The following is a 25,786-nucleotide window of genomic DNA, read 5'->3' on the forward strand; positions in this document are numbered from 1 at the left end:
GGAAGATGACTGAAGGAAACCCTTCTTCTGTAAGTAAAAGAGGAGAACTGATTGCTGTATGCAGTGCTAAAGGTGGGGTGGGGAGGACAACATTGACTGCTAATCTTGCTGTTGCACTGTTCAAGAAGAACATCCAGGTAGGGGTGCTGGATGGTGATCTGCAGTTTGGAGATATAAGCTTGGCTCTCGATTTGCATCCGACATTCACAATCAAAGATGTCATCGAAGAATTGGATCAGATCGATGAGCATACCCTTAACAGTTATTTGAGCAGGCATGATTCAGGGGTGAAAGTCCTTCCTCCGCCTGAACGACCGGAATTTGCAGAATTGGTTAAGGTTGAAGATTTCATGCATATCTCTGACACGCTTGTACGGATGTTCGATTACCTGCTCGTTGACACGGGAGTAGGTCTGCAGGATTTGACGGTTGAGGTAGCGGAAAAAGCAGATCAGATTCTTTTAGTGACAAACCTTGAGATGGCTACCTTGAAGAATACAAAGTTAATGCTGGAAACGTTCCGGAAGATCGGATTGCACGAAAAGGTGACGATTATAGTTAATCGTTCAAATATGGAGAGTGTCATCCAGGCGAAAGATGTGAGTGACATATTAGGGGTGAATGAACTCCTGTATGTCCCGAATGACTTTCAGGTAACTTCCCAGGCATTGAATCTGGGTATTCCCTTTGTTGTAAATCAGACAAAAGCGGAAGTCTCGAAAGCCATCTACAAGATGGCTGAACAACTGACATCACGTCGGACCATTACCACGTTCAAACCAGCACAGCCATCGATATTATCAAAGTTGTTCAGTAAAAAACGTCCGAAAGAAGGTGTGGATGAATGAGTCTGTTAAAACGCATCCAGGAAGTAGAGCCGATAAACGAGCAGGAGAAAAAGGAAGGGGAAGCAACGGCCCAGGTGAGCTCTGAATCGACGCAGGACATAATGAAAGCCTTTCGGGACGTGAGAAAAACAGAAGCACCAAAAGATAAAGCGAAGAAAAGCATGGATAAGCATCAGCAATTGAAGAACCTCCTGCATAAACAGATTTTAAGTGAAGTGAAAGAAGATACAGATATCGAAGAGATTCTTCCGAAGATTGATAGTATGTCCATAGAAATCATTAAAGAAGATGAAAACTTCCGAGGTGGCGTGGATCGGAAGAAGGTAGTGAATGAGCTGATCAATGACCTTACTGGATTTGGGCCGATCAATCCACTTCTGATTGATGAAGAAGTGACAGAGGTGATGGTCAATGGACCGAACCAGGTGTATTGTGAACGCAATGGTCGACTGGAAATGACAGCGATCCAATTCCGGGATGATGAACATGTAATGAGTGTAATCGAAAAAATCGTAGCACCCATTGGCAGAAGGATTGATGAAAGCAGTCCAATGGTCGATGCCAGACTTCCAGATGGTTCGCGTGTGAACGCCATTATCCCCCCGCTTGCACTGGGTGGTCCCACGGTTACGATTCGTAAATTTGCTAAAGATCCATTCACAATTCAAAATTTAATCGAATTCGGTACTTTGAATGACGAAATGGCAGAATTTCTCGATGCATGCGTAAAAGCCCGTCTTAATATTTTTGTCAGCGGTGGAACTGGATCAGGTAAAACGACAACGTTGAATGTGCTTTCCAACTTCATACCTGATGATGAACGGATCGTGACGATTGAAGATGCTGCAGAATTGCAGCTGGGGCAGGAACACGTCATTTCTTTAGAGTCACGCCCACCTAATATCGAGGGGAAAGGAGCGGTGACCATCCGTGATTTAGTAAGGAACTCCCTTCGGATGCGACCGGATCGTGTCGTGATCGGCGAGGTCCGTGGCGCGGAAGCATTGGACATGCTGCAGGCAATGAACACAGGGCATGATGGGTCGCTGGCTACCGGACACTCTAATGGTCCAAGAGAAATGATCGCCCGACTGGAAACGATGGTGCTTCTAGCCGGGGTGGAGCTGCCTGTGAAAGCGATTCGGGAGCAGATTGCAGGAGCCATTGATGTGATCATCCAGCAATCTCGTCTGAAGGATGGATCGCGGAAGATTGTCAGTATTACTGAAGTTCAAGGTCTGGAAGGGGAAGTCATCGTTCTTCAGGATATTTTCAAATACAAGCAAACTGGAAAAGATGAAGATGGTAACATTCATGGACGCCTTGCTCCGACCGGAGTGCGTCCGAAGTTTTATGAGCAATTGGAGAATGCAGGCATCCGTATGGGGCCTAATGTTTTCATTGAACAGGAGTGGCAGGTATGAAGTGGTATTTGATGCTTCTCGTACTAGTGACATCCTTTTTGGTCTTTACAGCGTTGCTTCAAGTAATTCTATTAAGCGATAAGCGAATGAAGAAACGAATGAAGCGGTACCTGAATCAGAAAGAGCATAAGCCGTTCAGCAAAAAGCAATTTCAATCGATGCTGCAAATGCAGCTGCATACCGATAAACTGAAGCGGAAATTGATCACCAAGGAAAAAGGAAATAAGCTGGAAATAGCACTCTATCGTGCAGGCGTACCTTTTAAGCCCGAAGAGTTCGTGCTGTTCAAATGGATATTGACGATTATTGCAGGTTGCATATTCTACATCATTTCCGGGAAGTTGATTTTTCTTGCGCTCGGGGTAGTCCTTGGGTGGTCCTATCCAGGTTGGATGTTGAAGCGAAAGCAGCAAAAAAGGGTGCAACGCTTTAATGATGGATTACCGGATATGATTACAACCGTAGTGGGCGCGATGCGTGCGGGTTTCAGTTTTCCGCAATCTTTGCAAACAGTAGTGGAAGAATCCTCTTCCCCAATAAAAGAAGAGATCGAAACGGTCCTTCGCGAAATGCAATATGGCAGCAGCATGGAGGAATCCCTAAATGGGTTGCAGGAACGGATGCCAAGTGACGATTTGGATTTGATGGTGCAGGCGATTCTGATTCAACGTCAGGTAGGGGGGAATCTTGCAACAGTGCTTGAGAAAATCGTAGATACAATTCGTGATCGTACGAAAATCCAAAGGCAAATCAAGACATTGACCGCTCAAGGTAGATTGTCAGGTATCGTAATCGGGTTACTACCTATCATATTAGCTTTTGTCATCTACCTGATTGAACCTGAATACATAGGGTCTTTGTTTACGAGTTCTATTGGATTGATCATGGTAGGTGCAGGATTGACCTCGGGTGTGCTTGGCTTCTTCATGATTCAAAAAATCACGACGATTGAGGTGTAAGAATGATTTATATTTTTTTCTTCTTTACCATTTCTCTCCTTATTTATGGATTGGTTGTATTCAAGGCTGAAAAGAAACAAAAAGTGAATAAGCGGGTTTCCAGTATCTTCGAAAAAGAAAGTCATCAATCTTCCGTTGAGGATAAAAGTAAGAAGACTTCAAAAAGTAGAATTATTTCCAGCCTGCTTACTCAATTGAAACGGTCATTTAAGACTAGTATCTCGAATGAAAAACGAGATCGACTTGAGAGGAAACTGCAACGGGCAGGTAACCCATTTGGAATGGGTCCTGTTGAGTTCCGCATACTGCAATTCGTATTTATCGTAGTAGTACCCTTCGTGGGTTTCGGATATAGTCTTGTTTTAGGGCTGCCTGGTGGAGCAGCATTTTTGATCGTGATCGTATCATTCCTATTAGCGATCTATCTGCCTGATTATATTCTGAAGAAAAAAGCAAAGGTCAGGAGTTACCTTTCCACACGTGAATTGCCCGATTTTCTTGATTTGTTGACGGTGAGCCTTGAAGCAGGGCTCGGCTTTGATGGTGCAATAAGTAAAGTCGTATCGAAAAAAGAAGGCGTACTGGCAGATGAGTTCCGACGATGTTTAGAGGAAATCAGACTAGGAAAAACACGTCGTCAAGCACTTAATGGCATTACAGACAGATTATTGAATGAAGATGTGAGATCGTTGATCGGAAGTGTGAACCAGGCTGAAAAGTTGGGGATAGGGATGGTGCAGGTGCTTCGAGTTCAATCAAATGAAGTGAGGGATACAAGGAAACAAAAAGCCGAAGAAGAAGCGATGAAAGCACCGGTCAAAATGCTCTTTCCACTAGTTATCTTCATTTTTCCAAGTCTATTCATCATACTGCTTGGACCAGCAGTCATACAGTTTGTGGACGCATTCTAGTGAAATATCCGGGAGTAGAGGGGGAAAGGTACGCTCTACTCCTTCATAACAACTCGAACATATCTCCGCAAAACTCCTCTATACTGGCCTGAGCTTCCTCTGAAACTCCATAAATCGCGTAAATGTGCTGATTGATCTGCTTTTCTAAAGGTGCAGAATCAAAAAAGATGTTTTCCTTTTTCGACTGGACGATGTTCCTCGCTAAATTCGCTACTTCTGATTTCTTACCTGCATCCCCTTCAAGATAGGGAAGTTGTTTCACGTAACCTGTCGTTACCATATTTGTTCTGTTCAATATTTTGCGCAACAAATATTTAGCCAAATTGCTGTTCAAATATCCGAGAATGTAATACAGCTTTTCTTCACCATCCACAAACAGATTCGTGTTCACTCCGAAAAGCGCTCCTTTTGGTAAATAAGCAGCAGAGAAAGGTACTCCCATCGAAGAACAGGTGATTCCTTCCCGATAATAGAACTGCTTATTCCGCACGAGGAAATTCTTATGCTCCTCCGCTTGTTTCTCCCAATCTTTATGGATGTACACAGTAGGTTGATAGAACCATCCATCCTTCAAGCCCCCACTTTTATAAAAGGGGATCCAGTCTGAGCGTTCATCTTTTGGAAGTTCACTTAACTGCCTGAGAAAAAGCTTGTCATTTCCTGTTGAGATACCTGCTCCTCCATCCACCACATGTTCAAGGCGCTTCGTTGAGGGGCTGAATAAACGGAACAATTCTTCCGGCACATTGATAGCGAAATTATAGCGTGGCAGGTCAAAAAACTTGTTTTGGTCCAGATACTGCACTTTGTTTTCTGAAACGTCAGCATAATTTTCGTTCCTTAGTCGGTCCACCAGCTTAGCAGGGGAGGAGGGTTCTTTTTTAGTCAGGACAAGGATTGCAGAGCGAACATCAGCCTTCGTGCGATGGAATAATTTCCTCGGTGCCAGCGTGATTTCTTCTATATTCACCTCATTGATCAAATATTGCCTGAACTTCTTATAATACACATTCGTCAAAAATGAATCCTGGACGATCATACACAGAACACCATTCGGCTTTAGCTGCTGCAGTGCGTGAAAAACAAACATTGAATACATATTTTGAATACCGATCGGGTTAAAGAGCGTTTCTAAATAATGTTGATTCTTCTTAATGTAATCGCTCTGCCGTTTTGATTTGTAGGGGGGATTTCCGATGATGACATCGAAATTCCCGTTTTTCTCCTTTAAGAAATCCGCATGTTTGAATTGGACGCCTTCAATCTGTGGAGTCATGTTCGGATCGATATCATATGCATGGATGGATGCAGGGGGACACCCTTGTCGGATAAGTTCAGAGACGAAGACGCCATCTCCTACAGCAGGATCCAAGACCCGAAGGTTATCCTGTTTGAAATCCACAAAGTCCATCACCCTTTTAATCATATAGGAAACGGTATGTATTGGCGTTTCATATTGTCCTCTCAACCGTTTTACTGGAAACATAAGGTCATCTCCTGGGTAATAAGTATAGTTTTAGATATTTATAATAGTATTATAGTATTGATACTTTAGTCTACTAATTAATCTTTTTGTACTATTTTGTTTGAAAAGTTAGAAAAAAGGAAAAATATCACACTATTAGTATTGGTATGTTGAGAATGGAGGATACCTATGAAAAGTAGGAAAGTGAAAAACCGGTGGCTCATCGCTTTATGTGCAGTGGGGATCCATTTATCGATTGGATCTGTTTATGCGTGGAGTAATTTCACGAATCCATTAAGTGAAGAGTTTGGATGGAGTTCCAGTCAGGTACAGTTCACGTTCAGTCTTGCTATCTTGTTTCTTGGTTTATCTGCTGCCTTTTTGGGATGGTTTGTTGAGAAGTATGGTCCAAGAGTAGCGGGAATAACAGCAGCGATATTCTTCGGGATAGGCGTGTTCGGTTCCGGATTTGCCATTCAATTGGAGTCGTTGTGGCTTTTATATTTCTTTTACGGTGTATTAGGCGGAATCGGTCTTGGGGTGGGGTATATCGCTCCTGTATCGACACTCGTCAAATGGTTTCCGGATCGAAGGGGACTTGCTACTGGAATGGCCATCATGGGGTTCGGATTTGCAGCGGCGATCGCAAGTCCTGTAATGGACTTTCTGATCGGATCGGTAGGTTTAGCGATGACATTCTATGCGCTGGGGATCGCTTACTTTTCTGTCATGATTCTATCTTCCCTCTATATAGCCAAGCCTCCGAAGGACTGGAAGCCGGATGGGTATGAAGAGAAAGAGAAGAAGCAGGAGAAGAAGGACCTGGCGAATATGCGTGCTAAGGAATCCTTGAAAACAAAACGTTTCTATTATTTGTGGGTTATGCTTTTCATCAATGTGACCTGTGGGATTGCAGTCATATCTGCAGCCAAACCATTGGCTGAAGAGAGTGTCGGTATAAGTCCTGGGAATGCCGCTCTTTTAGTAGGGGTAATGGGGATTTTCAATGGTGCGGGTCGGATAGCGTGGGCTTCTGCCTCTGATTATATCGGGAGAGCCAACACCTATATGATCTTCTTCTTATTGCAGATCGCCTTGTTCGTACTGCTGCCATGGACGACCGCAGCGCCACTATTCATCATTTTCCTGGCAATCATTTATACCTGCTACGGAGGTGGCTTTTCTACGGTGCCTGCCTTCATAGGAGATTTGTTCGGTACGAAGGAGCTGGGAGCGATTCATGGGTATATTCTTACTGCCTGGGCCGCCGCTGGTTTAGTTGGACCGCAATTCGCAGCGTTCATGAAAGACACGACTGGCAGTTACGAGACAAGCCTGATATTTTTTGCGGGACTGTTCGTCCTTGCCCTTGTCGTCTCCATTTTGACCAAAGTAGACATCAGGAAGAAAAGACAGGCAATGTCGGATGAAAAAGCCAGCTGAAGCAATTATAGTCAATAAAAAAAGACCGGCATGGTTGCCGGTCTTTCTCTATGCATTCGCTCATCTGTTCTTCTCTTTCAGTTGGTCGACTTCATTACGGAGGGATTCAAGTTCTCCTAACAGTTGCTCGATCATCTTATCGCTTCTATGCAGTTCTTCATTCAACATGACGATGGCATCCTCTTCCCAGCTGAAAGGGTTTCCTTGCTTCGGAGTGATGGGCAAGTCTTTATATACTTCTCCTTCTTCTTTATCCGTGGGTTCAAAGTAGATAGCCACTTCGCATCCATCATCTTCTAAAGCAATTCGCTTTCTCAAATTCACTTTGGCATAGCCGAACTTTCTGGCGCCAATACCACCGAATACACTGGAGGTCATCATACATAAATGAGGGGCGTCTTTGACAGCGTCACCGAATGGACATCTGCCTGCTTTTACGACGACATGATCAGGATGGACCTCCGATACTTCGAAATGTCCGCCGATCGAATTCTTCAAGTCAATGATTACATCAACATAGTCATTCAAGGACCATGGTTCCGGAATGTCCTGTTCATAAAATCCCTCGATCCATTCTCCGGTCCTGATCCCGAGTTGTCTGATATATTCTTTGGCTACAGGACCAGCTGTCTTTTCGTGCAACCTTGCATATTGAGTGATCAATTTAGATAAAAAAACAGTGCTATCCAGTCTGTGTTCAGGGAGGGTCAAGGGTGTCCACCACCTTTCTATGATGTTCAGAATCTTGTCAGTCAGTTAATAAGTTCGTTCCAAATAATTACAATGGTTAAGTTGGTTATCCCTTTCCCGATATAACAGAGGGTTAATCTACTTTTATAGAAAAATATAACCTATCACCTTATAATGTTAACGTAAATAAAATTAGGTTGACAATGTGTTTGCCGTTAGCTATCTTAGAATTAGTTAATAGACAGGAGGAACGTTGATATGAAGAAAAAAATGACTGCTTATGATCTTACCATCGGTGCAATGTTCGTAGCTTTGATGGCTATTGGAGCGAATATTACAGCATGGGCTCCATTCTTATCGGTTGGAGGGGTGCCGCTGACACTTCAGACATTCATCGCTATCCTCGCCGGAGTAGTACTGGGAAGTCGTTTAGGTGCATTTTCGTTGCTTGTTTACATGCTGCTTGGACTTGTAGGTGCACCGATATTCGCTCAATTCGGCGGAGGACCATCAATGATTGTTGCACCTACATTCGGATTTATCGTGTCATATATAATGCTGGCATATGTGGCAGGGAAATTGGTGGAAATGAAACGTTCTCTACCAATGTACATTACAGCCGCACTTGTAGGGTTGGCGATCAATTATCTGGTAGGTACGAACTGGATGTACTTCGCTTACCAGTTATGGCTCGATATACCTGAACAATTCTCTTATGGAATCGTATGGGGATGGATGGCGTTATTCCTTGTAAAAGATCTCGTTCTCGCTGTCGTTGCTGGTCTATTTGCCCATCGACTGGAAAAATCAGTGTTACACCGCACCCCATTACGTAAATCTCAGGAAGCTGCCTGATCATAATCGAATAAGACAGTCGCACGAGCGTGGATCTGTTAGGATCCACGTTTTTTTCATTTGAAAAATTTGGATCTACGGCTATAAGCAGGTAAAATGAGGTCAACTAAAGGAGGCGCGAGAATGAAAAGAATTTGGGTGTTACTTCTATTGACCCTTATCTTTACTGCTTGTTCCGATGAAGAAAAACATGAGATCAGTCCTGCTGCTACTGACCGACTTGATGAAACCTTGATTGAAAACCTTCAGTCGCCCTGGGATATAGAAAAGACTGAAGACACTTTTTTAATATCTGAACGGGGTGGAACCATCGTAAGCTTTGATGGGCAGGAAGTGATCCGAGAGAAAGTTGTGACAAATAGAGCGATCACTCAAATCGGGGAGGGAGGTTTACTCGGATTGAAGCTTTTTCCTGACTTCCCTGAGAGTGGGAAAGCGTACACTTATCATACGTACAAAGAGAACGGAGAGATTTACAATCGTCTCATCGTCATTCAGCGCGCTGATGGGGGATGGATGGAAGAACAGGTGCTATTGGAACAGATCCCTGGTGCAAACTTTCACAATGGGGGCAGAGTGGAAATAGGACCGGATAATAAGCTTTATATTACTACAGGAGATGGGCTGGTTGAGCGCACAGCTCAGGATAAAGGGAATCTGGCTGGTAAGATTCTGCGGATGAATCTTGATGGTACAATTCCTTCAGACAATCCTTTTGAAGGTTCCTATGTCTATTCCTATGGCCACCGAAACCCACAAGGATTGGCCTGGAGAGAGGATGGAACATTATTTGCATCTGAGCATGGCCCTGATGCTCATGATGAAATCAATATCATCGAACCTGGCAATAACTATGGCTGACCGGAAATCAAAGGTGACCAACAGAAAGAAGGCATGGAGACTCCATTTTTCCACACCGGAAAAACGACCTGGGCTCCGTCAGGAATTGCATTTCAAGCAAACACCCTTGTGATTGCTACGCTACGTGGAACTGCATTACGTGCACTGGATACCGATGATCTGAGAACGGATGTCATCACCGATGCCTATGGCAGGATAAGGGATACGGAAGTGATTGATGGAGCGTTGTTTTTTATTACGAATAACACGGATGGAAGAGGAAATCCGATCGAAACAGATGACCGCCTGATCAAGGTCGATCAGACGGATTGAAATCAGGCACTTTTTACTACGTGGCCGTATGCCTGACGTTTTCTTAAGTTCCATGCAGCTATCATACCGAATAGCGTAGGAAGTAGAAGCAATAGATAGACAGAAGTGACCCCGAACTCTGATGCAGCCCAACCGAGAATCGGTCCACTGATCACCACCGAAGTCTGATTGAACATCATCCGATAGCTGGCCATCCGACCGTGATATTCTTTTTCCGTGGCCATCTGCTGAATTGATTGCAGCATGATTCTTACCCAGGTTGTGCCAAGACCGATCAACATGACGCCTGCAAAAGAAACTAAAATGAAAGACGAGAAAGCTACTTGGAACAGACCGATAGCCATGACCATCAAAGAAGCCAATGCTACGTATTGCTTCGTTTTCTTCCACCACCATGCTCCAAGTATTCCAGCAATGACGCCTCCTAATGAAAGTGTAGCGTCTAATAGTCCATAGGTTGTCGCACTGCGTTCAAGATGTTCAATCGTATAGACCGACAAAAAAGCGATGCTGGAGTGGAACACCAATTGCCCAGTGAACATGATGGAAAACAGGCGAAGCAATAACTCGTGCTGTCGCATATAGTGAAAGCCACCCGCAAGCTCCTGAAGTACCGTACCTGTCGTTTTGCTTGTCGTTTTCCATGTGTCTTTGCTGGGGATCATCGATAGCAGTCCAGCAGCTACGCCATAGCAAAGTACGCTTCCTAAGAGTGCAGCCAAACCTCCAGTTTCAGCCAAAAGCAATCCACCTAACGCAGCACCAGTCAGTCCACCAACAATCCCTGCCGCCCCAGATTGAGAGAATACTTTAGGGAGCAGAGCTTCAGGCGTAATTTCTGCAACAAACGCTTGAATGGCAGGACGCATCAAACTTCCCGCCAGCTGTATGAACATATGGGTGAGGAGAATGATCCAAGGCTGAATCTGGTCAAAAGCAAACGCTCCTGTTAAAACCATCAAGATAAAAAATGAAACCCCGTTCGCCAGTACCGCAAGCTTTTTCCGATCAGACCGATCGACCCATACACCAAGGAACAGATTGAGTGCCATTCCTGGTATGAAGCCAAGACTGACCAATAGCCCGGTGTAAAGGGGGTCTTCTGTAATCAAATACAACAGCCATGTTACCGAAACAAAGTAAATCCCCCGCCCGCTTTCCGAAAAGAAGTAGGCGCCGTATAATTTCCATAGAGAATGTTTCATCCAGTTAACTCCTCTTTTGACTGATCCAAATCGTCCATCGATCCTTTTCGACGATTGGAGTGGATTCAGGAAGGTGAGGGGAGATCATGTCTTCCAATACAAGCAGTTCATCTTCCTTCAGTTCATGCAAAATAGACCTTCCTTTTCTCGATAACAGTTCTTCTTTCCATTCGACTTTGTTTTCATAGTTCCTTCTCACTTCCCAAAACTTATGCTCCTTGAGAAGTAGGAATCCGTTTTCCTCCAAAGTGTGTTTCACTTTCTGACTGGTGTGTCTTCTTTGTTTCTCAAGCTTTTTTAATTGAGGGTACTTTTCAAAGAAATAGCCTCGAATATGCTGAGAACTACCAGGAAGGAAACAATCTTCAGGTGTCCGGTCTTGAATCACATATATTCCCTCTGTGTTGAGTAAACGATTTGCCTCTTTTACACAGGCTTCAAGGTTGTTGATGTGGTGAACCAAGGCACGTTGGAGAACCATATCATGGCTTGATGAGGGTAGCCCTGTACACAACGCATCCCCTTGCTGGAATGATAGTCTTGGATCATCTGAATGCTGCTTCGCCGTATTTATGATAGGTGCAGATTGGTCCAAACCAAGTACTCGTATCGTTCCTATGGAAGCGAGCACTCGACTATAAATACCGCCTCCGCAGCCGATATCAATCGGATATTCGATGTGATAGGTGTCGACAAGTTTTTGAAAAAGGTCCACCCAGCTTGGATCAACGCTTCTCCCAGAATAACTGTAGCGATTAGCTTCATTGTGAAAGTCGATTGGCAAGGTAATTCCTCCCTTCCATTAAATTATATATAATGGAAATGGATAAGAGAAATATATATAAATGATACAATTATATAAGTATTTCTTATGAAAAGGAGGTAGAGTATGAAGATTGATGATTATAAACTTTTAGTGACGTTGAAGCAGGCGGGAACCATCAGAGAAGCATCCCAGCGGTTATATATTTCCCAACCGGCCGTGAGTCAGAGACTGAAGCAGTTGGAAGAAAGCTGGGGGGAGAAGATTTTCCTGAGAACCTATAAGTCTCTGATTCTTACACCTATTGGTGAAAAGATCATCCAGTTTGCAGAAGAGGTTTTACAGAAAGAGAATGATTTGATCCAGGAGATTTCCTCCATTTCCGATGAGGTGAGGGGCAGTTTGTCGCTGGGGATATCATCGGTGGTCGGCCAATACCTGCTGCCGGAAGTGCTTAGAGACTATATGGAACAATATCCTAAGGTCAAAATCAATCTTGTTACAGGCTTGAGCAGTCATATCGAAGAAACGATGAGTGATTATCATCTGTCTATCATTAGAGGGAAGCAACCAAAGCAACAACCGGAGCGCCATCTTTTTTCAGATCGATTATATCTCATTGCCAAAAAAGAAAGCATGGGAAAAAACGTGCTGATTGAATTTAAAAGTGATCATACCTTCCACAGCATGGTGAAAGAATGGTTCCTGGAACACCATGATTTCACTCCTGATCAAACCATCAAAGTCGATCAAATTGAGATTTGCAAACAAATGATGACGTGTGGGGTGGGGATGGCCGTACTCCCTGAGCTGGCAATAAAAGATTTAGACAAGAATGACTTTGACATCACTCCTTTAAAGTTGGGTGGAAGCACTTTGACGAGGGATACATGGATCTGTCTTACCAAACAAGCAGAAGAACTCCCACAGGTGCGTGCGTTTCAGCAGCTATTGGAAAAGCACATAAAAAAACAAGGTTGAAGCTGCTTCAACCTTGTTCCTGAATATACTTTCCATGTACAAAAGCCATAATGGCAAATAGCACGAAACAGATCATAAGAATGGAACCACCGCCGATGAAGAAAATCAGGTTGAACGTATCCATCCCTTCGATAGGTTTCACATAATAGAGCCACATCCCAGCGGTCAATCCCAGTGACCCGAAGAATGCAGTATAGACGTGGAAGGTTGCGAGTTTCGAATCTTTCGGGATCCGGAACACCCGGTAGTACATGGCGAAAGCAAATAATGATAACCAGCCAACTACGAGAATATGTGCATGGACTGCTCGGAACTCATATCCACCGGCACCAGCCATGTGTGATCCGATGAAGGCTCCGATCAGCGCGTAGATGGCAGAAGTGCGGAGTAAAAAGCGTGTACGATCCATCATTCTTCCCCCTATAACAGTAAATAACTTCAGTTTCTCTATTATATAAGAATGCATTAAGAAAAGAAAATGCCTCGACTCTATCAGTCAAATAACTAGTGAAAGGGATAGGGAAATGGTATTCTCAAGGCGAAAGGAATGACGTATATTGAATATTGAAGCGATTCATCATGTCAGTTTGAAAACCAACGACCTTGATGCTTCCAGACGTTTTTATACACAGGTTTTGGGACTGAAAGAAATGGAACGACCAGCATTTGATTTTTCAGGAGCATGGTTGCAGGTTGGGGAAAGCCAGCAAATCCATTTAATAGAAGATCCGCACTTTACATTTAACGAATCCCGTGAGTTTGATACAAGAGGCAACCATCTAGCTTTGAGAGTGGATAGCTATCAAGGGGCGGTTCAGTGGTTAAAGGAACATGGCATAGAAATGAAAGCGAAGCCCGAAAGTCGAAGTGGCTTCGCGCAGATTTTCTGCTGCGATCCTGCCGGTCATACGGTTGAATTGAATGCTCCCATGAATGAAAACTGATTTGGAGGAACGACCGATGAAGAAACTCTTACTATTAATTGTGGTAGTACTGCCGTTGGCTGGATGTGGCATCCTGGAAGAAGCGAACTCTACGCTTGATTACACGGAAGAAATGACAGCGTTTATCAACGAGACGGAGCAGTTTGCAGATGAGGCGCCACAAATGGTAGAACAGGCTGCGAATGATTCCGAGGCTGCCCAGGAATTGAAAACAAGGCTGGAAGAAATGAAAGCGGAAGTGGAAGCAGTCGAGAATTTGGATGCCCCTCAACTAGCGGAAGATCTCCATCAGCGTGTAGAGGAGTACAGTGCAGAGATGAAAGATGGAATCAACCAAGGCTTGCAGGCAATTGAAAATGGCGTGATTGATCCGTCATTTCTGGAAAATTCAGAGCTGATGCAAGCATTGCAGGAATTCCAGCAACTGAAAGGTACATTGGAAAACTTAGGGTTATGATCAGGAAAGAGGCTTAGCGCTCACAAGGCGCAAGCCTCTTTTTTTCATTGATCCAGGAGGTGGGGATCATCCAGCTCCAGCGCCTACCCCCTCGAGGTCTTAAGTCAATCCTCTTTGTGACAAAGACCGTCACGACGAGGCTTGTCTTAAGCTTGTCGGGGGTGAGCAAGGCGCCTGCGCATTTGTTCTGGCTTAGTCCTTATACGCCTCTGGTCCTATTCCAAAATATAGCTCAGGCTCATTATCCAAAATCTCCTGACAGGATACGATAGAGTCAAGATAAACGAAAGGAGGCAGTGAAGATGAAAAAATTCTTACTTTTCCTAGGAGGATTGGTTGCCCTAATCATCCTGCTCGCAAACCTTGGTCCGATGATATTACTAGCTGTCAGCGCCTGGTTGCTGTATATCGTTTTCAAGAAGTTTGTGAAGAGCGACTCAACAGGGAAGAAAATCCTCTGGACGATCATCGGGTTGATCATCCTGAGTATTTCCGTATCGAATATCTACTCGCTGATCGGTGTGGCTGCAGCATATGTGCTCTATGTCATCATTCAGAAATGGAAAGAGAATGACGATGAGGAAGTGGATGTCATGAAAAAAAGTGACGACCCCTTCACAAATTTTGAAAAGCAATGGGCAGAAATGAACAACTAAAAAATAAGGAGCGATACTTATGGGAAACCTTTTGACAAGAATTAAAGATTCGATTTCGGCAGATATCCATGGTCTTTTGGATGAAAAGGAACAAAAGAATCCAATGGCAGCATTGAACCATTACCTGCGTCAGAGTGAGCAGGAAACGGAAAAAGTAAGGAAGCTGGTTGAACGCCAGCATCGCCTGAAGGAAGAATTCATCCGCGAATATGAGCAGGCCAGGCGCTTAGCTGAAAAGAGGGCCCGTCAGGCAGAAATTGCTCAAAAGGCTGGAGAGACATCCATGTACGAATTTGCCCTCAATGAACAGCGCGAATATGAAAATCGTGCAGAACGACTGCTAGCATCAAGAGAAGATGCAATCCGCCAATTGGATGACTTGGAGCAGAAGTACGAAACAATGAAGCACAAATTAAAGGATATGCAAGTGAAGCGGATGGAATTGATGGGCAGGGAGAACGTCGCTCGGGCACATCACCAGATGAATCGCGTCATCGAAGAAAACGGTGAAAACTCCTACTCCCGCTTTGCTGATCTGGATCGCTATATGGATGAGGTGGAACAGAAAGTGAATCGAGCGTATTACCACCATACCTTCGATAGTAAAATTGCACGTCTGGAAAAAGAGATGCAGGAACAGGAAAAAGGTATGGCGAATTAAGTAGCGGAGGATGTCTCTCATGGGGCATCCTTATGCTATTCCTGAAACGCTGCTTTACTGATAGACTTGAAGAAGGTAACATAACGTTTACTTAAGGAGGGATCGCTCTGTGTTTAAGCGCATGGATACAGACACGATGAATTGGATCATCATTATCGGAGTGATCCTATTCGTAGCAGAGGTTACTTTTTTTGATAGTGGATTGATATTTTCATTCGTTTTCTTCGGCTTGATGACCTATGTCGGGTGGAAGCGTTATGCAAGGTCATGGGGGAAGGTCGTTTTCTGGGTCGGACTGGTCATATTGATCCTCACCATCATCAACACGATGGCGGTCCGATTTTTGGTCCTCGTTTTTGGAATCATGCTGCTCGTTTATTATTCCAGGTCGAAATCCCAGCCTTCCCGAACTGAACCTTCTTTCACTGAAGAACCGTTCATGGAAGAGTTATATGAGGTCGAACCATTGTTCCGACATAAACTTTTTGGAGATGAAAAAACATCCGACACCGCTTATGAGTGGAGAGATATCCATATCCATGGTGGCATCGGAGATCGTGTCATCGACCTCAGTAATACAGTACTTCCTAAAGGAGTTTCCGTCATTTCCATCCGGCAAATGGTAGGAAACATCGTCATCCATGTTCCTTATGATATGGAAGTGAGCATCCATCATAGTGCAGTACTTGGGCGTTCTGAAATTTTAGGGAAGCACCATACTAAGTTGCTCGGCCAACAGGTTGCATATCAAACCGAGGGTTATGGTGTTGCTGCCAGTCGTGTCACGATCACCACCTCTCTGATTTCAGGGAACCTGGAGGTGAAGCGGATATGAGAATGATCCTCCGGCAAGTGATGATCAGCATACTTCTCAGCACTTTCGTTGTCATTATTCTGGGTGCTGCCACCTACCTTGCGTTCCCGCGTATCGATTGGACTTTGGTGTTGGAACAGCAAGTATTCGATTTTCCTTACTGGGCAATTTTATTATTGATACCGGCCTGTATAGGAATAATAGGTGGATTAAGCTACGGGCTGTTTCTGAAAGGATTGCTACGCCGCGTTGAAACCCAATTATCCGCCCTTGTCAAAGGGCAGAAGCGTACTTTGGAAGGGGAAACGCCTGAAGCAGAACTTGATGGAATTCAGCAACTGATGGATGAATTGGAAGCGAAAATGAAAGAACAGACTTTACTCTCTCAAAAGCTCGCAACAGAGCGGGCGACAGAGCGTGAGAAAAGTCTCCAGGAAGTAGTAGCTCAGGAGCGGAACAGATTGGCGAGGGATTTGCATGATTCAGTCAGTCAGCAATTGTTTGCAGCTTCGATGATGATGTCTGCCATCAATGATGTTCATCCTCCAGAGGACCCTTCAACTGCAAAGCAGATGAGGATGGTCGAGCATATGATTCATCAATCGCAGTTGGAAATGCGTGCACTTCTCCTGCATTTGCGCCCGGTAGCATTAAAAGGGAAAACCCTTCATGAAGGGGTGGAAGAACTGCTGCATGAACTGACTCAGAAAGTTCCAATGGAAATCGATTGGAAAGTGGAAAAGCTTGAATTGGAAAAAGGAATGGAAGATCAGCTGTTCCGCATCCTGCAGGAATCTGTTTCCAATACACTTCGCCATGCCAAAGCCGACCACCTTCATGTCATGCTGATCGAGAGGGACGAAATGATCATTCTTCGAGTTATCGATGATGGTATAGGTTTCGATGTGCAGGAAGCTAAAACGAGTTCCTATGGCTTGCAGAATATGAAGGAACGAGCAGTGGAAATCGGCGGTGCTTTGAAAGTGGTAAGTTTGAAAAACCAGGGGACAAGGCTTGAAGTGAAAGTACCACATATTATCCGGGAGGTGGAGAATGGTGATTAGAGTATTGTTTGCGGACGATCATGAAATGGTGCGAATAGGTGTTTCTTCTTATTTATCCGCTCAGGCAGATATCGAGGTCATTGCAGAGGCGGATGACGGTGGGGTTGCAGTAACCTTAGCGCTTGAACATAAACCGGATATCATTCTGATGGATCTGGTCATGAAAGAAATGGACGGAATCGAAGCGACGAAACAGATTATTGATCAATGGCCGGAAGCGAAGATCATCATTGTAACCAGTTTTTTAGATGATGAAAAAGTCTACCCTGCACTTGAAGCTGGAGCAACCAGCTACATGCTTAAAACCTCCAAGGCGGAGGAGATCGCCAAAGCGATACGAGCCACCCACCAGGGGCAGTCCGTACTGGAACCTGAAGTGACCGGGAAGATCATGACTAAAATGCGTCACCGTCCCGAATCACCATTGCATGAGCAACTGACAGAAAGGGAAATGGAGATTCTACTTCTGATTACAGAAGGAAAGACGAACCAGGAAATTGCCGATAAACTTTTTATCGCTCTGAAAACAGTGAAGGTCCATGTCAGCAACATATTGGGGAAACTGGAAGTCCAGGATCGCACCCAGGCGGTCATCTATGCATTCAAACACGACCTCGCCCGCTAGAAGCATCAGTAATGGTGCTTCTTTTTTCTGGAGAAAAAGTTAAACATACAGCCAGTTTGGGGAAGGATAGTTATAGACTGTATAAAGGAGCGTGAAGGTATGGGCTGGAAGAATCGTTTGGCGAATGAAACCCAATGGACATCTGAGATATCAAACCGAGAGGCAAAAGAAGCGGTAGCAAAGCGTGTGGCTGCTTTAGTAAAAGACGGAGATACGATTGGAGTGGGGTCCGGTTCGACGTCGTTCCTTGCCATCGAACAGATTGCAAAAGTCGTAAAAGAAAAACGATTGAACATTACTGCGATTCCAACTTCGCATGAGGTCGCATTGAGCTGCGCACGTCTTGGCCTCCCGACGGCTTCTCTATCTGCAGCGAGACCGGACTGGTGTTTTGATGGGGCAGATGAAGTCGATCCAGAGTTCAACCTCATTAAAGGTCGAGGGGGAGCCATGTTCGCGGAGAAACTGGTGATGGCAAGTTCGGGGAAAGCGTACATTCTTGTCGATGGCAGTAAATTCGTTGAGAAGCTCGGAGCGAAATTCCCTGTACCAGTGGAAGTTGATCCTAGAGCAGTCCACCTCGTTGAAACGAAAGTGATGGAAATGGATGTAAATGACATAGCGTTGAGGATGGCAGTCGAGAAGGACGGTCCCGTCATCACGGAAGCCGGGAACCTCATCCTGGATGTTACATTCAATCACATTGGCATGACTACGGAACAGGATCTCAACGCCATTCCAGGTGTAATCGAAAATGGACTTTTCATCAATTACCCCGTCGAAATCATGTCTGTATAAGGAAATAACAATTACCTGGATTCAAGAGGGATTCCAACTTTGTCGGCCACCCTCTTGAATCCTTTTTTTGCGCTGAAAGCAGAAAATTTCGAAAAGATACGTTAAAATGGGAATGGTAAACCAACGTTCAAGGAGGAGAGTCGCAAATGACATATAAAGATTCCAAAAGTGATGAACGCGTACATACAGATTTTAGAGAAAAAATGACCTATGGGGAATATTTGAACCTGGATGAATTGCTGTCTGCACAAAATCGGTTATCGAGTCACCACGATGAGATGTTATTCATCGTCATCCATCAGGTAAGTGAATTGTGGATGAAGCTGATTCTGCATGAACTTCGTGCATCCATTGATGCCATTCGTGGAGGGGAGATGTCTTCTGCCTTCAAAATGCTTGCGAGGGTCTCGAAGATACAGACGCAAATCATCCACGCATGGGATGTATTGTCCACTTTGACCCCGGCGGAGTATATTGAGTTCAGGGATAAGCTCGGTCAGGCGTCCGGTTTTCAATCCTATCAATACCGGATGATTGAATTCGCACTTGGCTACAAGACTCCACACGTCCTTAAAATTTATGAAAAAGATCCGGAACTTCATAGCATGTTAAAGGAAAGTTATCAGGCGCCCAGCATCTATGATGCCGCAATCGAAGCGCTTGCCAACGCCGGTTTCGATATCAACCCGGAGCTATTGAATCGTGATTTCACTGTGACGTATCAGGGGGACGAATCGGTCGAAAAAGCCTGGACCGAAGTGTACCTCAATGTAGATCAGTACTGGGATCTTTATGAGCTTGCCGAGAAGCTAGTCGATATCGAGGATTGGCTGCAGCAATGGCGGTTCCGTCATATGAAGACGGTCGAGAGAATTATCGGTCATAAAATGGGGACGGGCGGCTCCTCTGGTGTAGGTTACTTGAAGAAAGTGCTGGACCACCGATTTTTCCCAGAATTATGGGACATAAGAACGAATTTGTAAAGATATAACTAGATTCGGCTCACTATATTACATTTATGTTACAATTAGATTGCTCAAGAACTGTCAAAAAGAAGGGTAATCTATGAAAAACACTTTATTATATATATCTTTAATTGTCGTAGTATTTTTGACGGCATGTTCCTTCATGATTGCAAATGCAGATGAAGAGAACTCGAAAAAAGCCGATAAAGCAAAACCTTTAAAACTAGGAATAGGGTCGATCATCGAGGAGTATGATGCATTCAATCTAGCTGTGCACTATCCGATTACAGAGGTTTCCAGAGTGGACCAGACGATGCTCGACCATGTGAAGAAAAGAATTTCAGCTTTCAAGCAGGAAAGCTACCGTGTAAAGAAAGAAGGGGAGAAGGATGATGTTCACGAGCTGCACATCGACTTCGAACTTTTGCAGACAGATGGCAAGTTCTTCGTCGTACGTTTTGATGAAGAAGCGGTTATGGGTGAATCGGATCGTACGTTGAATACGACCGTCATCAATTATGACGTAAAAAAAGGTTCGAAACTTTCTTTGGATGATGTATTCAAAAACAAGTCCGAGGCGCTGCAGTTCATTTCATCCTACACCAATGACTATTTGAAAGATCGTATGGAAGCGGATGAAGCATGGGTAGGTGAAAAGACTGCTCCTTACACCGCTAATTTTGAAGAATTTGCGCTGATGGAAGATCGAGTCACCTTCTATTTAACGAATGAGGCATCCGGGCAGTCGTTTGTGGTTCCGATACCTTTTGATGAATTGGACGAATGGCTGAAGGACAGCATCATCGACCAGCCGAAGCTTGCTTTAGGTGAATCTGATTTGCTGGAAGCGGAAACGACGGTATCCGGAAAAAGTGAACAGCCAAAAGAAATGGAAGAATCAGAAGGCGGCAAAAAAGTAGCACTCACCTTTGAAGATGGTCCACATCCGAAGGTGACGTCATCGATTCTCTCTACCCTGCAAGAGTATGATGAACAGGCAACCTTCTTTGTGCTTGGAAAACGTGCACATTTTTATCCTGACATCGTCAAACAGATGGCTGAAGAAGGTCACGAAGTGGGTAACCACACTTGGAGCCACCGTCAATTGACGAATCTATCTCCAACCAGCGTGGAAAGGCAGATGGAAAAAACGGATGACCTGGTGGAAGAGCTCACCGGAACTCGCCCTGATTTAGTTCGCTTCCCATACAGGGACTATGATCAGCAGCTGCAGTCCAACATCGCTTACCCGGTCATCGGGGAAACGATTGATGTACAAGATTGGAAGGGGAAAACGAAAGAGGCTGTTGTGGGTACGGTAATGAAACAGGTGGAAGATGGTGCAATCATTACCATGCATGACCTCTACCCGACAACTGCTGAAACGTTGGATTTACTCGTTCAGGAATTGCAAAGCGAAGGCTATGAACTAGTAACTGTAAGTGAATTGCTGGGGATTACCTCAAAGAATATCAGTGAATTCGAGGGACAAGTGATCAACGGTCGATAAACGGATTAAAGGCAGGTATGGCAAAGACGCTGTACCTGCTTTTTTTAATGAATGGCTCTGTTAATTCTTATTTAAAAGGGAGTTCACTAAACATATATAGGATGGCTGGGAAACTGCGAGACTCCCGTGGGAGAAGGGTCTAGGCGAGACCCCACAGGGAGTGAAACGACCGAGGAGGCTCGCCAGCTCCCCCACAGGAAAGCGAGTAGTTTCCCAGCCGACCCTTTCCAGAGCATAATGTTTAGGAGAAAAGCTACATGGGAACACCCTTTATAAATGATCATGAAGGAGATGTAGCAATGAAGACGTATACAGTAGTACCTAATAAAGATGTAACAGGATGGCTTGTGAAAATGGAGGATGTGGCACCGACAGACGTCCACGAAGACAGAGATTCGGCCGTTCAGGTAGCGAAAGAATTAGCCGAGAAAAACAAGCCGAGCAAGCTGACGATCATGAATGGTAAACATGAGGTCGAAGAAGAAATGACATTTTAATTGATTCAAATAATGTGAATTAGAAGCCTGCAATCATTTGAGCATTCAAAGGTTGCAGGCTTTTATACTGCCAATTGCAAAAGCACGCTGGTAGTATGATATAGTTGTTTTACATAATTGGCGGAGGGATTGGATGAGACAGAAAAGCTATGATGTAATCATCATCGGTGCACGCGCAGCTGGCGCAAGCCTTGGCATCCTGCTGGGCAGGCAGGGGAAGCGAGTGTTGATGATCGATAAAGCGACATTCCCTAGTGACACCCTCTCTACCCACCACATGTCTCATGTCAGGTATTTGGACAAGCTTGGCGTGCTTGAGGATGTGGAGGCTAGAGGGTATCGGAAGATTACGAGGATGCGCACATACGTAGGAAATAGTTTCATAGAAGGACCAAGAACAGATTACACGATCATTCCTAAGCGTGATTACCTGGATCATGTACTGATCAAGCATGCTACTGGATACGACAATGTCCATCTGTTGGAAGGAACGATTGTGCAAGGATTGAAATGGGAGAATGATCGCGTTACTGGCGTCAAAACAAATGCCCCAGGATTTGAAGAGGTTTCCGGGGAACTGATTGTTGGCGCAGATGGCATGCGATCGAAAGTAGCGACATGGGTCAATGCTGAAACCTATCTCTCTGAAAAAGCTGTGCGACCGGTTTTTTACGGCTATTATCAAGGCATAGATCCACTTGAGGAAACAGCGACCGAGATCTTTTTACAGAACGGACGAATCGGGTTTCTTTTTCCAATGGAACCGGGTAGATATTGCTTAGGACTCGAAATACACCAGGATGAGTTCAAGCGGTTCGCTGCAGATCCGGAACGTGAATTCGAAAGCCATTATCAACAACTCTATCGGATGGATAAGCGGCTGAGGAATTCCGAGCTTGAAGGCAGAATTGTAGGGAGCCCCGGGGTGGAGAATTTTATCAGGAAGCCTTACGGAAAGGGTTGGGCGTTGATCGGCGATGCTGCCCACAGTAAAGATCCAAGCACTGGTTTAGGCATCAATGATGCATTCATGCAGGCATTCTTATTATCGGATGCAATTGAGGCGAGGGATGAAGGGACAAAGTGGAGCGATGCAATGGAGGTGTTCCATCAGAAAAGGGATGAAGCGATCCTGCCTGCTTACGAATTGACAGTGGATTATATTCGCGGTTTGAGAGCTTGGACAGAGGAAGAACATGCTTACTTTGATGCGATGGCTGCGAATCCGATTGTATGGAGCAAGCTCGTATCCCATCTGCCCCAGGTACTGAGAGAAAAGGCAAAGGGAAGTCCGATACTATGGGAATCCGTACGCATGGAAAGTAATTCATTCTTGAAAGGTGGACAATGAAATGGAATGGACGCCAGAATCCGCTTATGAAAAGTTTCAGGGGATTTACACCGATAAAGTCATGCAGGAAGAAAAGCGGCGAGTATTCAAGCAGGTGTATAACCACCTCTATCGTCATCTTGATGATCTGCAGGCAAATAACGGGTTGAAAGAAGAAGTAGAAAAGAAGCTGCAGTTCTTCAAGGAATATACATTCATGCCCGGTGATAACGTCTTCCAGGCGATGCGTCACGTATTCCTTCAGGCTAGAGGAGAGCGGAAGCGGGACCCACAGGCCGATGAAATGCACTTGAACCGTATTTATCGTGCGCTATTCCAACCAGCAGCCTTGAAAAATCCGGTCATCCCGGATTCTTTTTGGGAAACACCATTGGGAGTTGCCTGTCTTGTGACGGAAAAAGGAATTGAAGCAGCTTATCCGATTCTTGATGAAATCGTGGAAGCGGAACAAATGTAGACGAAAGAGGATGTCGAGTCGGACATCCTCTTTCGTCATGTAGGGAGCAAGTCCCCGTATAATTGTCTTTTCCGTTTATCGCGGTACATCGCTTCATCTGCTTGTTTGATGGCAGCGGACAACTCAGAAGCATCCGTGATGGTGGAGTATCCGATTGATACAGTAAGGCTATGCCTTTTCACTTTGATGGATGAAATGGGCTGCCTTATTTCATTCATCAGGTGATTGATTTCAATCGATCCATAAGCGTCTTCGATAAAGATGACGAATTCATCTCCGCCGTAACGGAAAATCGAGGAGGATGGCGGAAGCTTTTTCTTCAGTAACTGTGTAAATGTCTGCAGGATGTAATCACCCTGGTCGTGACCGTATTCATCATTGATCGTCTTCATATTATCAAAGTCACAATAGAGGACGGTCATCGGATAGCTGAGCTTGTCAGGTTCCCTTAGTGTTTCCTCTAAATAATTGCGATTGAACACTCCGGTTAGCTGGTCATGCCTGCTGACCCAGAGCAACTGCTGTTCAAGTGCTTTCTTTTCTGTAATATCCCTTGCTATCCCGTTGTAACCCTTCAAGCGTCCTTGCCAGTCGTAATAGGGGATGACATGCTGCTCAAGCCAGTAGATAGCATCCCCATTCGACTTTTTGAAGGACACTTCCATCGTAGTAGCTCCGCCAATCCTTCCTTCATATAGATCCTGAATCTTTTTTCTGTGACGATCACTGACCGTATTCAGCGGAAGAAACGGATTCTCTTTGTTCTCTTTCACTGTGCTGCCGGTGATATAATGCGACGCTTTGCTTATGTATTTGAACTTGACCGTAGGGGTAATCTGCAAGCGGTAGGTAAGATCGGGAGAGAGGTTTTTATGAAATTGATAGAAACGAAATCCTTGATAAAATCGGATCACCGCGACAAGAAGTGCGAGGATCAAAATACCTTGTAAAAAAATCACCCAAATCATTCGTACGGCCTCACTTTACTTGGAATATCTGTATACTACCATAAACATTAGAAATAAATTGTTAATTCTGACCATTTATATAGAAATTTATTAGCGGAGGGGGCGTTGTTCAGGTTATGAGCGAAATTCAGTGGTTTATGGGCGGAATTTGAGATTTATGAGCGGAATCTGGAATTTATGGGCGAAATCCGAGATTTGTGAGCGCAAACCGAAATTTATGAGCGAACCCCCCCAATTCCAGCAAAAAAGCCTGAGGCACTCCAGCCTCAGGCTTAACTAGCTTTTGCTTCATATTTCTTCAACCGCTTCATCCTGGCGAAAGTGAAAACGACGAGTCCTGCCCAAATCAAGGCAAATGAAACAACGTGCACCTGGGTGAACGGCTCATTGTAAAAGAATACACCGATGATTAGCATGATCGTCGGGGCGAAATACTGCAAAAAGCCTACCATTGAAAGTGGTATCCGCTTAGCACCACTGGAAAACAACAACAAAGGTACGGCGGTGACAACCCCAGCGCCTAACAGCAGGAGTACCGTCCCAACACTCGCTTCCGTATGCATTGCTGTCCCTTGAAAAGTCAGGAAAATCAGTGCCACTGGAGTAATGAGCAGTGTTTCAATCGTCAATCCGAAAATAGCATTCAGCGAGACGATTTTTTTCAGAAGTCCATAGGTTCCGAAGCTGAATGCCAATAATAGCGCCAGCCAAGGAACAGAACCGAATTCCATTGTCATATAAAGAACACCTGCACCTGCAAGGATGAATGCGATCCATTGAGCACGGTTGAAGCGTTCCTGCAGGAAAATCATCCCTAATAAAATGCTGACAAGTGGATTGATGTAGTACCCGAGGCTCGCTTCAACGACGTGGTCGGTGTTCACGGCATAGATGTAGGTGAGCCAATTGATACTGATTGCAATCGATGCAAATGTGATGCCGATGAAATTTTTCTTATTCTTCAATATCCGCCTGCATTCCTGTTTGAAGGGGGACCATTTTCTGATCACCAGAACAATTCCGATCATGAAAATGAATGACCACACGATACGGTGTGCGAGGATTTCCATGGCGGGAACTTGTTGGATCAATTTCCAGTAGACTGGAAGAAATCCCCATAGTATATATGCCCCGGCAGTATATACAATTCCTAATTTATTATCATCCCACATGTAAATCTGATCCTCTCCGATTATTACTTCCACACTATACTGGATTTTATCGGACTAAAGCAAAGGATTTGTTTACAAAAATAGAGAATGGGAGGGGGCTCTCCAATAGAAAAAACTGCCGAATCAACGG

27 protein-coding genes and 1 pseudogene are annotated in these 25,786 nt (G+C 44.6%); 21 read left to right on the forward strand and 7 right to left on the reverse strand.

Translation table 11 applies throughout. The features are described 5' to 3' along the window. Positions 1-5: 5 nt before the first annotated feature. The 4 genes from ACFQ2J_RS12135 to ACFQ2J_RS12150 are packed head-to-tail and all read left to right on the forward strand — an operon-like array spanning position 6 to position 4,142. Positions 6-848, forward strand: a complete 843-nt coding sequence (locus ACFQ2J_RS12135; RefSeq protein ID WP_386060640.1) for an AAA family ATPase — start codon at positions 6-8, stop codon at positions 846-848. Continuing rightward, a complete protein-coding gene (locus ACFQ2J_RS12140; RefSeq protein WP_386060643.1) occupies positions 845-2,272 on the forward strand; it encodes a CpaF family protein in 1,428 nt (475 codons plus the stop codon). The genes ACFQ2J_RS12135 and ACFQ2J_RS12140 overlap by 4 nt, the downstream gene beginning before the upstream one ends. Then, on the forward strand, positions 2,269-3,231 hold the full coding sequence (locus ACFQ2J_RS12145) for a type II secretion system F family protein (RefSeq protein WP_386060646.1): 963 nt from the start codon (positions 2,269-2,271) through the stop codon (positions 3,229-3,231). Before ACFQ2J_RS12140 ends, ACFQ2J_RS12145 begins: the two co-directional genes overlap by 4 nt. A gap of 2 nt (positions 3,232-3,233) precedes the next feature. Beyond that, positions 3,234-4,142 (forward strand): type II secretion system F family protein, encoded by a 909-nt coding sequence (locus tag ACFQ2J_RS12150; RefSeq protein WP_386060649.1) that lies wholly within the window; start codon positions 3,234-3,236, stop codon positions 4,140-4,142. Between the two features lie 43 nt (positions 4,143-4,185). Here the strand turns inward: ACFQ2J_RS12150 and ACFQ2J_RS12155 are convergent, their stop codons facing one another. Next, the gene (locus ACFQ2J_RS12155; protein ID WP_386060651.1) at positions 4,186-5,628 is read right to left on the reverse strand and encodes an HsdM family class I SAM-dependent methyltransferase; all 1,443 of its coding nucleotides are present in this window, start codon (positions 5,626-5,628) and stop codon (positions 4,186-4,188) included. Between the two features lie 183 nt (positions 5,629-5,811). Here ACFQ2J_RS12155 and ACFQ2J_RS12160 point away from each other — a divergent pair, with 183 nt between their 5' ends. Next, the gene (locus tag ACFQ2J_RS12160; protein WP_386062486.1) at positions 5,812-7,050 is read left to right on the forward strand and encodes an L-lactate MFS transporter; all 1,239 of its coding nucleotides are present in this window, start codon (positions 5,812-5,814) and stop codon (positions 7,048-7,050) included. Positions 7,051-7,110: 60 nt separating this feature from the next. Here ACFQ2J_RS12160 and ACFQ2J_RS12165 read toward each other — a convergent pair whose 3' ends face one another. Next, positions 7,111-7,761 (reverse strand): methanogen output domain 1-containing protein, encoded by a 651-nt coding sequence (locus ACFQ2J_RS12165; protein ID WP_386060653.1) that lies wholly within the window; start codon positions 7,759-7,761, stop codon positions 7,111-7,113. Positions 7,762-7,998: 237 nt separating this feature from the next. Here ACFQ2J_RS12165 and ACFQ2J_RS12170 point away from each other — a divergent pair, with 237 nt between their 5' ends. Both ACFQ2J_RS12170 and ACFQ2J_RS12175 read left to right on the forward strand, forming a co-directional pair. Continuing rightward, positions 7,999-8,595 (forward strand): biotin transporter BioY, encoded by a 597-nt coding sequence (locus tag ACFQ2J_RS12170; protein WP_386060655.1) that lies wholly within the window; start codon positions 7,999-8,001, stop codon positions 8,593-8,595. A 123-nt stretch (positions 8,596-8,718) separates the two neighbouring features. Beyond that, positions 8,719-9,768 (forward strand): annotated as a pseudogene (locus ACFQ2J_RS12175) (PQQ-dependent sugar dehydrogenase). Between the two features lie 2 nt (positions 9,769-9,770). On the opposite strand, the gene ACFQ2J_RS12180 reads toward ACFQ2J_RS12175, so the two are convergent. Together ACFQ2J_RS12180 and ACFQ2J_RS12185 are read right to left on the reverse strand one after the other, a co-directional pair. Continuing rightward, entirely contained in the window at positions 9,771-10,973 is a 1,203-nt protein-coding gene (locus ACFQ2J_RS12180) for an MFS transporter (protein WP_386060656.1), read from the reverse strand. Positions 10,974-10,977: 4 nt separating this feature from the next. Continuing rightward, positions 10,978-11,757, reverse strand: coding sequence for a class I SAM-dependent methyltransferase (locus ACFQ2J_RS12185; RefSeq protein ID WP_386060659.1), 780 nt, complete (start codon positions 11,755-11,757; stop codon positions 10,978-10,980). A 105-nt stretch (positions 11,758-11,862) separates the two neighbouring features. Here ACFQ2J_RS12185 and ACFQ2J_RS12190 point away from each other — a divergent pair, with 105 nt between their 5' ends. Continuing rightward, positions 11,863-12,717 (forward strand): LysR family transcriptional regulator, encoded by an 855-nt coding sequence (locus ACFQ2J_RS12190; RefSeq protein WP_386060662.1) that lies wholly within the window; start codon positions 11,863-11,865, stop codon positions 12,715-12,717. 7 nt (positions 12,718-12,724) lie between these two features. On the opposite strand, the gene ACFQ2J_RS12195 is transcribed toward ACFQ2J_RS12190, so the two are convergent. Next, positions 12,725-13,126, reverse strand: a complete 402-nt coding sequence (locus ACFQ2J_RS12195; protein ID WP_386060665.1) for a hypothetical protein — start codon at positions 13,124-13,126, stop codon at positions 12,725-12,727. A 148-nt stretch (positions 13,127-13,274) separates the two neighbouring features. On the opposite strand from ACFQ2J_RS12195, the gene ACFQ2J_RS12200 reads away from it, so the two are divergent. The 13 genes from ACFQ2J_RS12200 to ACFQ2J_RS12260 all read left to right on the forward strand — a co-directional run bounded on the left by ACFQ2J_RS12200 (position 13,275) and on the right by ACFQ2J_RS12260 (position 23,516). After that, positions 13,275-13,661, forward strand: a complete 387-nt coding sequence (locus tag ACFQ2J_RS12200; RefSeq protein WP_386060668.1) for a VOC family protein — start codon at positions 13,275-13,277, stop codon at positions 13,659-13,661. A gap of 16 nt (positions 13,662-13,677) precedes the next feature. Beyond that, on the forward strand, positions 13,678-14,118 hold the full coding sequence (locus ACFQ2J_RS12205) for a DUF6376 family protein (RefSeq protein ID WP_386060671.1): 441 nt from the start codon (positions 13,678-13,680) through the stop codon (positions 14,116-14,118). Positions 14,119-14,420: 302 nt separating this feature from the next. Continuing rightward, on the forward strand, positions 14,421-14,774 hold the full coding sequence (locus ACFQ2J_RS12210) for a lmo0954 family membrane protein (RefSeq protein WP_386060673.1): 354 nt from the start codon (positions 14,421-14,423) through the stop codon (positions 14,772-14,774). Between the two features lie 19 nt (positions 14,775-14,793). Continuing rightward, a complete protein-coding gene (locus ACFQ2J_RS12215) occupies positions 14,794-15,435 on the forward strand; it encodes a PspA/IM30 family protein (protein ID WP_386060676.1) in 642 nt (213 codons plus the stop codon). A 109-nt stretch (positions 15,436-15,544) separates the two neighbouring features. Then, on the forward strand, positions 15,545-16,270 hold the full coding sequence (gene liaF / locus ACFQ2J_RS12220; protein WP_386060679.1) for a cell wall-active antibiotics response protein LiaF: 726 nt from the start codon (positions 15,545-15,547) through the stop codon (positions 16,268-16,270). Then, the gene (locus tag ACFQ2J_RS12225; RefSeq protein ID WP_386060681.1) at positions 16,267-17,313 is read left to right on the forward strand and encodes a sensor histidine kinase; all 1,047 of its coding nucleotides are present in this window, start codon (positions 16,267-16,269) and stop codon (positions 17,311-17,313) included. Before liaF ends, ACFQ2J_RS12225 begins: the two co-directional genes overlap by 4 nt. Then, complete coding sequence (locus ACFQ2J_RS12230; RefSeq protein ID WP_386062489.1) at positions 17,306-17,938, forward strand: response regulator; 633 nt, start codon at positions 17,306-17,308, stop codon at positions 17,936-17,938. The genes ACFQ2J_RS12225 and ACFQ2J_RS12230 overlap by 8 nt, the downstream gene beginning before the upstream one ends. Before the next feature lie 99 nt (positions 17,939-18,037). Continuing rightward, positions 18,038-18,736 (forward strand): ribose 5-phosphate isomerase A, encoded by a 699-nt coding sequence (gene rpiA, locus ACFQ2J_RS12235; protein ID WP_386060684.1) that lies wholly within the window; start codon positions 18,038-18,040, stop codon positions 18,734-18,736. A gap of 146 nt (positions 18,737-18,882) precedes the next feature. Further along, positions 18,883-19,719, forward strand: coding sequence for a tryptophan 2,3-dioxygenase (kynA, locus tag ACFQ2J_RS12240; RefSeq protein WP_386060687.1), 837 nt, complete (start codon positions 18,883-18,885; stop codon positions 19,717-19,719). An 82-nt stretch (positions 19,720-19,801) separates the two neighbouring features. Then, positions 19,802-21,211: a polysaccharide deacetylase family protein gene (locus ACFQ2J_RS12245; RefSeq protein WP_386060690.1), complete on the forward strand. Its 1,410-nt coding sequence runs from the start codon at positions 19,802-19,804 to the stop codon at positions 21,209-21,211. A 299-nt stretch (positions 21,212-21,510) separates the two neighbouring features. After that, positions 21,511-21,708 (forward strand): DUF2188 domain-containing protein, encoded by a 198-nt coding sequence (locus tag ACFQ2J_RS12250; RefSeq protein ID WP_386060693.1) that lies wholly within the window; start codon positions 21,511-21,513, stop codon positions 21,706-21,708. Positions 21,709-21,841: 133 nt separating this feature from the next. Then, the gene (locus ACFQ2J_RS12255) at positions 21,842-23,059 is read left to right on the forward strand and encodes an NAD(P)/FAD-dependent oxidoreductase (protein WP_386060696.1); all 1,218 of its coding nucleotides are present in this window, start codon (positions 21,842-21,844) and stop codon (positions 23,057-23,059) included. 1 nt (position 23,060) lies between these two features. Next, a complete protein-coding gene (locus tag ACFQ2J_RS12260) occupies positions 23,061-23,516 on the forward strand; it encodes a hypothetical protein (protein WP_386060699.1) in 456 nt (151 codons plus the stop codon). Between the two features lie 35 nt (positions 23,517-23,551). Here the strand turns inward: ACFQ2J_RS12260 and ACFQ2J_RS12265 are convergent, their stop codons facing one another. Both ACFQ2J_RS12265 and rarD read right to left on the reverse strand, forming a co-directional pair. Next, complete coding sequence (locus ACFQ2J_RS12265) at positions 23,552-24,484, reverse strand: sensor domain-containing diguanylate cyclase (RefSeq protein WP_386060702.1); 933 nt, start codon at positions 24,482-24,484, stop codon at positions 23,552-23,554. 272 nt (positions 24,485-24,756) lie between these two features. Beyond that, entirely contained in the window at positions 24,757-25,656 is a 900-nt protein-coding gene (rarD, locus tag ACFQ2J_RS12270) for an EamA family transporter RarD (protein ID WP_386060705.1), read from the reverse strand. Positions 25,657-25,786: the final 130 nt, after the last annotated feature.

It is taken from the genome of Thalassobacillus hwangdonensis (genome assembly GCF_042675915.1).
GTDB classification, from domain to species: Bacteria; Bacillota; Bacilli; order Bacillales; family Halobacillaceae; genus Thalassobacillus_A; species Thalassobacillus_A hwangdonensis.